This is a genomic window from Streptomyces sp. B1866 (assembly GCF_031932565.1).
Lineage (GTDB): Bacteria > Actinomycetota > Actinomycetes > Streptomycetales > Streptomycetaceae > Streptomyces.
Window position 1 is genome coordinate 1 of the sequence record NZ_JAVSCF010000245.1, and the last position, 9,599, is coordinate 9,599.

Here is a 9,599-nt window from a genome sequence, read left to right on the forward strand (position 1 = left end):
ACGGCACGGCCGCGGTGGCCGACGCGTCGCCGCCGGTCTCCGGCCCGGCCGCCCCGGGCCGCGGGGCCGGCCCGCCGGCGCCCGCCTCCAGCGCCGCCGGGTCCTGCTCGTCGCCGCCCGCCTCGTGCTGCGGCTGGCCCGAGCCGGGCAGCTCGCTGGGGTGCAGCGGCAGATAGAGGGTGAACGTCGAGCCGCGGCCCGGTTCGCTGGCGGCGTGGATCTCGCCGCCGAGCAGGCGGGCGATCTCCCGGCTGATGGACAGGCCCAGGCCCGTGCCGCCGTACTTCCGGCTGGTCGTGCCGTCCGCCTGCTTGAACGCCTCGAAGATGACCCGCATCTTGCTGGCCGCGATGCCGATGCCGGTGTCGGTGACCGAGAAGGCGATCATCTCGGCGTCCGGGTCGGACAGCGAGCCGTGCTCCAGCAGCTGCTCGCGGATGGCGCGCGGCACGTCGGCGCCCGCGGACCTGATGACCAGCTCCACGGCGCCGGTGTCGGTGAACTTCACCGCGTTCGACAGCAGGTTGCGCAGCACCTGCAGCAGCCGCTGCTCGTCGGTGTGCAGCGTGGCCGGCAGCTCCGGGGAGACGCGTACGGAGAAGTCCAGGCCCTTCTCGGCGGTCAGCGGCCGGAAGGTGGCCTCCACGTAGTCCACCAGCTGCACCAGGGCGATCCGGGTCGGGCTGACGTCCATCTTGCCCGCCTCGACCTTCGACAGGTCCAGAATGTCGTTGATCAGTTGCAGCAGGTCCGAACCCGCGCCGTGGATGGTCTCGGCGAACTCCACCTGCTTGGGCGTGAGGTTGCCCTCGGCGTTGTCGGCGAGCAGCTTGGCGAGGATCAGCAGCGAGTTCAGCGGCGTGCGCAGCTCGTGCGACATGTTCGCCAGGAACTCGCTCTTGTAGCGCATCGACACCGCCAGCTGCTCGGCGCGCTCCTCCAGCACCTGCCGCGCGTCCTCGATCTCGGTGTTCTTCACCTCGATGTCGCGGTTCTGCCTCGCCAGGCGCTCGGACTTCTCCTCCAGCTCCGCGTTGGACAGCTGCAGCGCCTTCTGCCGCAGCTCCAGCTCGGCGGAGCGCTCGCGCAGCTGCTCGGTCAGCTCCTGCGACTGCCGCAGCAGGATCTCGGTCTTGGAGTTGACGCTGATGGTGTTGACGCTCGTGCCGATCATCTCGGCGATCTGGCTGAGGAAGTCCTTCTGGATCTGCGTGAAGGGCTGGAACGAGGCCAGCTCGATCACGCCGAGCACCCGGCCCTCGAACAGCACCGGCAGCACGATCACGTGCGCCGGGGCGGCCTCGCCGAGCCCGGAGGAGATCTTGATGTACGACGGCGGGGCGTCCTCCACCAGGATGGTGCGCTTCTCCTCGGCGACCGTGCCGACCAGCGACTCGCCCAGCCGGAAGGTGGTCGGCATGGAGCCCTTCATGTAGCCGTAGCTGCCGATCAGGCGCAGCTCGTACGCGTCCTCCGCGCTGGTGTCGGTGTCCACGTCCACGCCGACCTCGGCGGCCACCTCGCCGTCCGCGCCCTCGGAGACGGGCACGGCCAGGAAGAACGCGCCGTGCTGGGCGGAGACCACCGGGGTCAGCTCGCTCATGATCAGCCGGGCGACGTCCTTCAGGTCGCGGCGGCCCTGCATGAGGCCGGAGATACGGGCGAGGTTGCCCTTGAGCCAGTCCTGCTCCTTGTTGGCGTGCGTGGTCTCGCGCAGGTTGACGATCATCGTGTTGATGTTGTCCTGGAGGACCTCGATCTCGCCCGCCGCGTCCACGTCGATCCTGAGGTTCAGGTCGCCGCGGGTCACCGCCGTGGCGACCTCGGCGATGGCCCGCACCTGGCGGGTCAGGTTGCCCGCCATCTCGTTCACCGACTCGGTCAGGTCCTTCCAGGTGCCGGCCACGTCCCGCACCCACGCCTGGCCGCCGAGGCGCCCCTCGGTGCCCACCTCGCGGGCCACCCGGGTGACCTCCTCGGCGAACGACGACAGCTGGTCGACCATGGTGTTGATCGTCGTCTTCAGCTCCAGGATCTCGCCGCGCGCCTCGATGTCGATCTTCTTGGTCAGGTCGCCCTGCGCGATCGCGGTCGTCACCTGCGCGATGTTGCGCACCTGACCGGTCAGGTTGCTCGCCATCGCGTTCACCGACTCGGTCAGGTCCTTCCACGTCCCCGACGCGCCCGGCACCTTGGCCTGGCCGCCCAGGATGCCGTCGGTGCCCACCTCGCGCGCCACGCGCGTGACCTCGTCGGCGAACGACGACAGGGTCGTCACCATGCTGTTGACGGTGTCGGCGAGCTGCGCGACCTCGCCGCGCGCCTCGACCGTGACCTTCTTGGTGAGGTCGCCGGTGGCGACCGCGGTCGACACCTGGGAGATGTTGCGCACCTGGATGGTCAGGTTGTTGGCCATCAGGTTGACGTTGTCGCTCAGGTCCTTCCAGATGCCGGTCACACCCGGTACGTGCGCCTGGCCGCCCAGCATGCCCTCGGTGCCCACCTCGCGGGCCACCCGCGTCACCTGCTCGGCGAACGACGACAGCTGGTCCACCATCGTGTTCACGGTGATCACCAGCTCCAGGATCTCGCCCCGGGCGTCGACCGTGATCTTCTTCGACAGGTCGCCCTTGGCCACCGCCGTCGTCACCTCGGCGATGTTGCGCACCTGGGAGGTGAGGTTGTTGGCCATGCCGTTCACCGACTGGGTGAGGTCCTTCCAGGTGCCGGAGACGCCCTGCACCTCCGCCTGGCCGCCCAGGCGCCCCTCCGTGCCCACCTCGCGGGCCACCCGCGTCACCTGCTCCGCGAACGACGACAGCTGGTCCACCATCGTGTTCAGCGTGCTCTTCAGCTCCAGGATCTCACCGCGCGCGTCCACGTCGATCTTCTGCGACAGGTCGCCGCGCGCCACCGCGGTGGCCACCTGGGCGATGGAGCGGACCTGCGCGGTCAGGTTCCCGGCCATGTTGTTCACCGAGTCGGTCAGGTCGCGCCACACGCCGCCCACGCCCGGCACCTGCGCCTGACCGCCCAGCCGGCCGTCGGTGCCCACCTCCCGGGCCACCCGGGTCACCTGCTGCGCGANGGTGGCCACCTGGGCGATGGAGCGGACCTGCGCGGTCAGGTTCCCGGCCATGTTGTTCACCGAGTCGGTCAGGTCGCGCCACACGCCGCCCACGCCCGGCACCTGCGCCTGACCGCCCAGCCGGCCGTCGGTGCCCACCTCCCGGGCCACCCGGGTCACCTGCTGCGCGAAGTCCGACAGCTGGTCGACCATGGTGTTGATCGTGTTCTTCAGCTCCAGGATCTCGCCGCGCGCGTCCACCTGGATCTTCTGCGACAGGTCGCCGCGCGCCACCGCCGTCGTCACCTGCGCGATCTGCCGCACCTGGTCGGTCAGGTTGCCCGCCATGAAGTTGACGGAGTCGGTCAGGTCCTTCCACGTGCCGCTGATGCCGGGCACCAGCGCCTGGCCGCCCAGCTGGCCCTCGGTGCCCACGTCCCGCGCCATCCGCGTGACCTGGTCGGCGAAGGAGGACAGCTGGTCCACCATCGTGTTCACCGTGTTCTTCAACTGGAGCATCTCGCCGGAGACGTCCACGGTGACCTTCTGCGACAGGTCGCCGTTGGCCACCGCCGTCGTCACCTCGGCGATGTTGCGCACCTGGCCGGTCAGGTTGCGGAACGCGGTGTTGACCGAGTCCGTCAGGTCCTTCCACGTGCCGGCCGCGCCCACCACCTGCGCCTGGCCGCCCAGCTCGCCCTCCACGCCGATCTCCCGGGCCACCCGGGTCACCTCGGAGCTGAACGACGACAGCTGGTCGACCATCGTGTTGACGGTGTTCTTCAGCTCCAGCATCTCCCCGGCGACGTCCACGGTGACCTTCTGGGTCAGGTCACCGCTGGCCACCGCCGTCGTCACCTGCGNGGCCCTCGGTGCCCACGTCCCGCGCCATCCGCGTGACCTGGTCGGCGAAGGAGGACAGCTGGTCCACCATCGTGTTCACCGTGTTCTTCAACTGGAGCATCTCGCCGGAGACGTCCACGGTGACCTTCTGCGACAGGTCGCCGTTGGCCACCGCCGTCGTCACCTCGGCGATGTTGCGCACCTGGCCGGTCAGGTTGCGGAACGCGGTGTTGACCGAGTCCGTCAGGTCCTTCCACGTGCCCGCGGCGCCCACCACCTGCGCCTGGCCGCCCAGCTCGCCCTCCACGCCGATCTCCCGGGCCACCCGGGTCACCTCGGAGCTGAACGACGACAGCTGGTCGACCATCGTGTTGACGGTGTTCTTCAGCTCCAGCATCTCCCCGGCGACGTCCACGGTGACCTTCTGGGTCAGGTCACCGCTGGCCACCGCCGTCGTCACCTGCGCGATGTCGCGCACCTGCGCGGTGAGGTTACGGAACGCGGTGTTGACCGAGTCCGTCAGGTCCTTCCACGTGCCGGCCGCGCCGGGCACCTGCGCCTGCCCGCCGAGCAGGCCCTCGGCACCCACCTCGCTGGCCACCCGCGTCACCTCGTCCGCGAAGGTGCGCAGCGTCTCCGTCATGGTGTTGATCGTCCCGGCGAGCTGCGCGATCTCCCCGCGCGCGCTCACCGTCACCTTCTGCGACAGGTCCCCGTTGGCGACCGCCATCGTCACCTGGGCGATCCCGCGCACCTGCGCGGTCAGGTTCCCTGCCATGAGGTTCACCGAGTCGGTCAGGTCCGCCCACACGCCCGCCACGCCGGGCACCTTGGCCTGGCCGCCCAGCTCACCCTCCGTGCCCACCTCGCGCGCCACGCGCGTGACCTCGGAGGCGAAGGACGACAGCTGGTCCACCATCGTGTTGACCGTGTTCTTCAGCTCCAGCATCTCGCCGGCCACGTGGACGGTGACCTTGCGGGACAGGTCGCCCTTGGCCACCGCGGTCGTCACCAGGGCGATGTCGCGCACCTGCGCGGTCAGCCGGGACGCCATGGTGTTCACGGAATCCGTCAGGTCCTTCCACGAACCGGACATTCCGCGCACCCGGGCCTGGCCGCCCAGCTTGCCCTCCGTGCCCACCTCGCTGGCGACCCGCGTCACCTCGTCGGTGAACGACGACAGCTGGTCCACCAGCCCGTTCACCGTACGCCCGACCTTCAGGAACTCGCCGCGCAGCGGGTGCGCCGAGCCGTCCGACCCGCGTACCCGCAGGTCCATCCGCTGCTCCAGGTCGCCCTCGGCCACCGCCGACAGCACCCGGCCCACCTCGGACACCGGCCGCGCCAGCTCGTCGACCAGCGCGTTGGACGCCTCGATGGCCGCCGCCCACGCCCCCTCGCAGGCGCCCGTCTCCAGCCGCTCGGTGAGCTTGCCCTCCCGGCCCACCACCCGGCGCACCCGGGCCAGCTCGCCGGTCAGGTGCAGGTTGCGGTCGGCGACGTCGTTGAACACCGCCGCGATCTCCGCCATAGGGCCGTCGCCCGACACCGTCAGACGCCGTCGGAAGTTGCCCTCGCGCATGGCGGTCAGCGCCGTCAGCAGGCGGTTCAGAGCCGCCGTCTCCACTTCGGTCGTCCCGTTGCCCCGGGACCGTCCGCTCTTCGCGCGCGTGCCCGTGCCACGCGTCACCGCGCCAGAGTCCACAGTGTCCCTCCCGCAGGGTCGGCCGTCCTCGTCGGGTCCTTCTTCCAGCTTGCCCAGTGTTTCACCATGCTCCAACCAGGCCATAACAGTTCGGCAGCATCACATACCGTGCACGGCACACTCCGGGTGGAATCACGCCCCACCGGCGTTCGCGTGAGCGGAAGAGGTAAGTAACCTGGCACCGGGCTAGGGCATCGGAGGGGCGCTGCGAGATGGGTGAGCAGATCGCCGGGACACGCATGAGGAGACCTGTGATCACCGCGCGGGCAGCCGCCACCTTCGAACCGGTGGGACGGTCGGTCGCCTCCGCGCGTACGTTCGTCCGCGACACCCTCCAGGGCTGGGGGCTCACCGACATCGTCGACGACGCCGTCGTCCTCACCAGCGAGCTGGTCACCAACGCCGTCGTGCACGCCGGCACCTCCGCCGAGGTCGCCTGCGTACGCTCCGACACCGGCGTGCGCGTCGAGGTCGCCGACCGCTACCCGGAGCGCGAGCTGCCGCTGCACGCCAGCCGGCGCCCCGGCAACCCCGACCGCGAGGGCGGCCGCGGCCTGCTGCTGTGCGCCGCGCTCGCCTCCCGCTGGGGCGTGGAGTACACCGCCACCCACAAGCACGTCTGGTTCCAGCTCGACCTGCCCGACCGCCCGGCCGGCACCCGCGCCGCCGGGCCCGCCCTGCCCGCCTCCGTACTGCCCCTCACCGACACGCGCGTGCGCGTCGCCGTCACCCAGATCGACCGCACCGGCCTGGTCAACGCCTGGAACGACGACGCGCAGGAGCTGTTCGGCTTCCGCCCCGACCAGGTCATCGGCAAGCCGCTGACCGACCTCGCCGCCTGGCCGCACACCCCCGGCACCGGCACCGGCATCGCCGAGGCCCTGCGCCTGTCGCGCTGGGAGGGCTCGTACGGGATAAGGGGAGCCGACGGCCGTGTCGTCCCCGTCTACGCCTCCCACCTGCGCATCCGCGACGCCGAGGGCGAGCCGTCCACCGTCTGCCTGCTGGTGCGCGACCAGGAGCGCGCCGTGCTGCAGAGTCCCGCGCGCGGCCCCGCGGCCGACGGCGCCGAGGCAGCCGACCGCGGCACGACCGCCGACGCCTTCGAGATGTTCATCGGCTCCCCCGCGCCCGACGACCTCGACGGCCTGCTCCAGCGCACCGTGGAGCGCGCCCGCGACATGCTCGACGGCGACTCCGCCTACCTGCTGCTGGCCACCGACGACGAGACCGAGCTGGAGGTGCGCGCCTCCACCGGCCTGCCCTCCGCCCGCCAGCGCTTCGCCCGCGTCCCCGTCGAGGCCGGCACGGGCCGCTACGGCTCGGCGCGCATGCCCGCCGTCCACGAGGACCTGTCCGTGGTGCCCGGCGCGGTCCCGCTGCTGGCCAACACCGGCATGCGCTCCGTCGTGACCGTCCCGCTCAAGGTCGAGGGCCGCCTGACCGGCTCCCTCGGGGTGGCGGCCGAGGCCCCCGGCCGGTACAGCAACGAGGAGGCCCTGCGGCTCCAGTTCGCCGCCGACCGCATCGCGCTCGCCGTGGAGCGGGCCCGCCTCACCGAGCTGGAGCGGCTGCGCCGCGGCTCCCTGTCCTTCCTCGTCGAGGCCTCCGACCTGCTCGCCGGGACGCTGGACCGGGACCAGACGCTCGCGCTCATGGCCCAGATGACGGTCCCCACCCTCGCCACCTGGTGTGCCGTCTACACCGTCGCCGACCAGGCATCCGAGCCCGATCTGTCCTACGTGCTGCACGAGGACGAGGACCGCATCGACGGCCTGAAGGCCCTGCTGGCGAAGATCGACCCGCCCGAGCAGGTCAACATCCCCGGCGCCCGCGTGTGGACCGCCCCCGCCGAGGCCGCCCACGCCGCCGCCCTGCGCACGTCGCTGCGCAGCGTCAGCCTCGGCCACGCCGCCCGCCCGTCCTCCGGGCCCGGCGCCTCGCTGGCCACCGCGTCGGCCGTCGGCGGCGAGACCGTCGTGCTGCCGCTGGTGGCCCGCAACCGCGTCATCGGCATGCTCACCCTCGGCAAGCCCACCGACGAGCACTTCCGCCAGGAGATCCTGGAGCTGGCCGAGGACCTCTCCCGCCGTGCCGCCCTGGCGCTGGACAACGCGCGCCTGTACTCCGAGCGCACCGCCATCAGCCAGTCCCTCCAGCGCAGCCTGCTGCCGCCGGAGCTGCCGCACGTCCCCGGCGTCGAGGTCGAGGTCATCTACCGCGCGGCGGGCGAGGGCAACGAGGTCGGCGGCGACTTCTACGACCTGTTCCCCATCCGCGACGGCGCGTACGGCTTCGCCATCGGCGACGTCTGCGGCACCGGACCCGAGGCCGCGGCGGTCACCGGCCTGGCCCGGCACGCGCTGCGGCTGCTGGCCCGCGAGGGCTTCGGCGGCCCCGCCGTTCTGGAGCGGCTCAACGCCGCGATCCTGGACGAGGGCGCCCGCAGCCGCTTCCTGACCCTGCTGTACGGGGAGCTGTGGCCGCAGAGCGACGGCAGCGCCATGCTGAAGGTCGTGTGCGCCGGGCACCCGCCGCCGCTGCGCCTGCGCCAGGACGGCGGGGTGGACCCCGCCGCCGAACCCCAGCCGCTGCTCGGCGTGATGGAGGACCTGGAGCTGTACGAGCAGACGGTCACCCTCGACCCCGGCGACGTGCTGCTGTGCGTCACCGACGGCGTGACGGAGCGCCGTGAGGGCACCCGCATGCTCGGCGACGAGGGCCTCATCGACGTCCTGACGACCTGCACGGGCCTGACGGCGGGCGCCGTCGCGACCCGCGTGCTGCGCGCCGTCGAGCGCTTCGCGCCCGATCCGCCGTCCGACGACATGGCCATCCTCGCCATGCGCGTGCCCGAGCCGCAGAACGCGTGACGCCGGGCACCGCCCTAGGGCGTGTCTGGTGGATCAGGGTGGATCAGGGAGCGGCGTCCGGTGCTCCCCCAGCTACCGCTGGGAGGTACCCCCCGGATGCAAGGCGGAGGAGGAGAGCGCAGGGGGCACCTCCCAGCGGTAGCTGGGGGAGGCACTGCGTGCGACGACGACAACGCCGCACGGGGGCACCTCCCGGCGGTAGCCGGGGGCGGGGGCACCCCCAGCGGTAGCTGGGGGAGTGCCGGGCGTCGCGAGCCCGCCCTGATCCACCAGACACGCCGTAGGTCAGGCGGCGGACGCCATGCCGCCCAGCGCGTTGCACACCGACACCACCTGCCGGAGTTCCCGCCGCGACATCGCCGCGTCGACGGGCAGCGCCAGACACTCCCCCGACGCCCGTTCCGTCTCCCCCAGCCACAGCTCCCGCTGGAAGCGCGGCGTACGGTGCACCGGCGTCTGTACGGGCACGTGGCACACCACGCCCCGGGACCGCAGCGCCCGGGCGAACGCGTCCCGGTCCGGCCGGCCGTTCCCCGGCACCCGCACCACGTACTGCTGATAGGTGTGCCGCACACCCGGTGCCACCCTCGGCGTGACCAGGCCGCGCAGCTTGGCGGTGAGGTAGGCGGCGTGCGCCTGCCGCTCGGCCGTCTCGGCGTCGGGCTCCTCCTGCACAGCGCCGACGAGCACGAACACGCCGTGCTCCGCGCCGAGTTCGCCTATACGGGCCATGTCGGCGGGGTGGCCGAAGGTGTGCAGCGGCACGATGGCCCCGGTACGGGGTGTCAGCGCGGCGGCCACCGCGGCGGGGTCCACGCAGTAGGTATCGGCGTCGATGTCGACGAACACCGGCCGGGCTCCCACGAGCAGGGCGGCCTCCGCGGCCTCGGCGGTCCCGAACGACGGCACGATCACCTCGTCGCCCGGACCCACGCCCGCCCGTGTCAGCTCGTGCCTCAACTCGTCCGCAGTCGCCATGAGTCGCATGCTCCACACACCATATGAACAACGGGTGACCGCGAACACAATAGAAGAGAGCCCTGTCAGGAACCAGAGGCTCCCAACAGGGCTCTTCTCAAAGATAGTTCGGCGGCGTCCTACTCTCCCACAG

Annotated in this window: 2 protein-coding genes and 1 pseudogene; 1 reads left to right on the top strand and 2 read right to left on the bottom strand. The window is 71.7% G+C overall.

Translation table 11 applies throughout. From position 1 onward, the window contains the following. Nucleotides 1–5,593, bottom strand: a pseudogene (locus RKE29_RS24280) (HAMP domain-containing protein); the annotation flags it as partial. Nucleotides 5,594–5,827: 234 nt separating this feature from the next. Here RKE29_RS24280 and RKE29_RS24285 point away from each other — a divergent pair. After that, on the top strand, nt 5,828–8,488 hold the full coding sequence (locus RKE29_RS24285) for a SpoIIE family protein phosphatase (RefSeq protein ID WP_312007746.1): 2,661 nt from the start codon (nt 5,828–5,830) through the stop codon (nt 8,486–8,488). Between the two features lie 285 nt (nt 8,489–8,773). Here the strand turns inward: RKE29_RS24285 and RKE29_RS24290 are convergent, their stop codons facing one another. After that, complete coding sequence (locus RKE29_RS24290) at nt 8,774–9,466, bottom strand: DegT/DnrJ/EryC1/StrS family aminotransferase (RefSeq protein ID WP_312007747.1); 693 nt, start codon at nt 9,464–9,466, stop codon at nt 8,774–8,776. Between the last annotated feature and the right edge of the window lie 133 nt (nt 9,467–9,599).